The 233-nt window shown below is 46.8% G+C and carries 2 tRNA genes; both read left to right on the top strand.

Going from position 1 to position 233, the window contains the following annotated elements:
• Nucleotides 1-39: 39 nt before the first annotated feature.
• Nucleotides 40-116: transfer RNA gene (locus KA858_RS12575), tRNA-Ile, on the top strand.
• Nucleotides 117-133: 17 nt separating this feature from the next.
• A tRNA-Ala gene (locus tag KA858_RS12570) sits at nt 134-209 on the top strand.
• Nucleotides 210-233 lie beyond the last annotated feature (24 nt).

The following is a 233-nucleotide window of genomic DNA, read 5'->3' as shown; positions in this document are numbered from 1 at the left end:
TATTCAGTTTTGAATGTTTATAACATTCAAATATTTAATGGGCCTGTAGCTCAGCTGGTTAGAGCGCACGCCTGATAAGCGTGAGGTCGGTGGTTCGAGTCCACTCAGGCCCACCATTAAATAAATTAATTACGGGGGCTTAGCTCAGCTGGGAGAGCGCCTGCTTTGCACGCAGGAGGTCAGCGGTTCGATCCCGCTAGTCTCCACCATTAATTGATTGTACATTGAAAACT

This window comes from Staphylococcus sp. GDX8P80P (assembly GCF_017893095.1).
Classification (GTDB): domain Bacteria; phylum Bacillota; class Bacilli; order Staphylococcales; family Staphylococcaceae; genus Staphylococcus; species Staphylococcus borealis.
The sequence above is the reverse complement of the archived record's forward strand: the minus strand, read 5'-3'. Positions and strand labels throughout refer to the sequence as shown.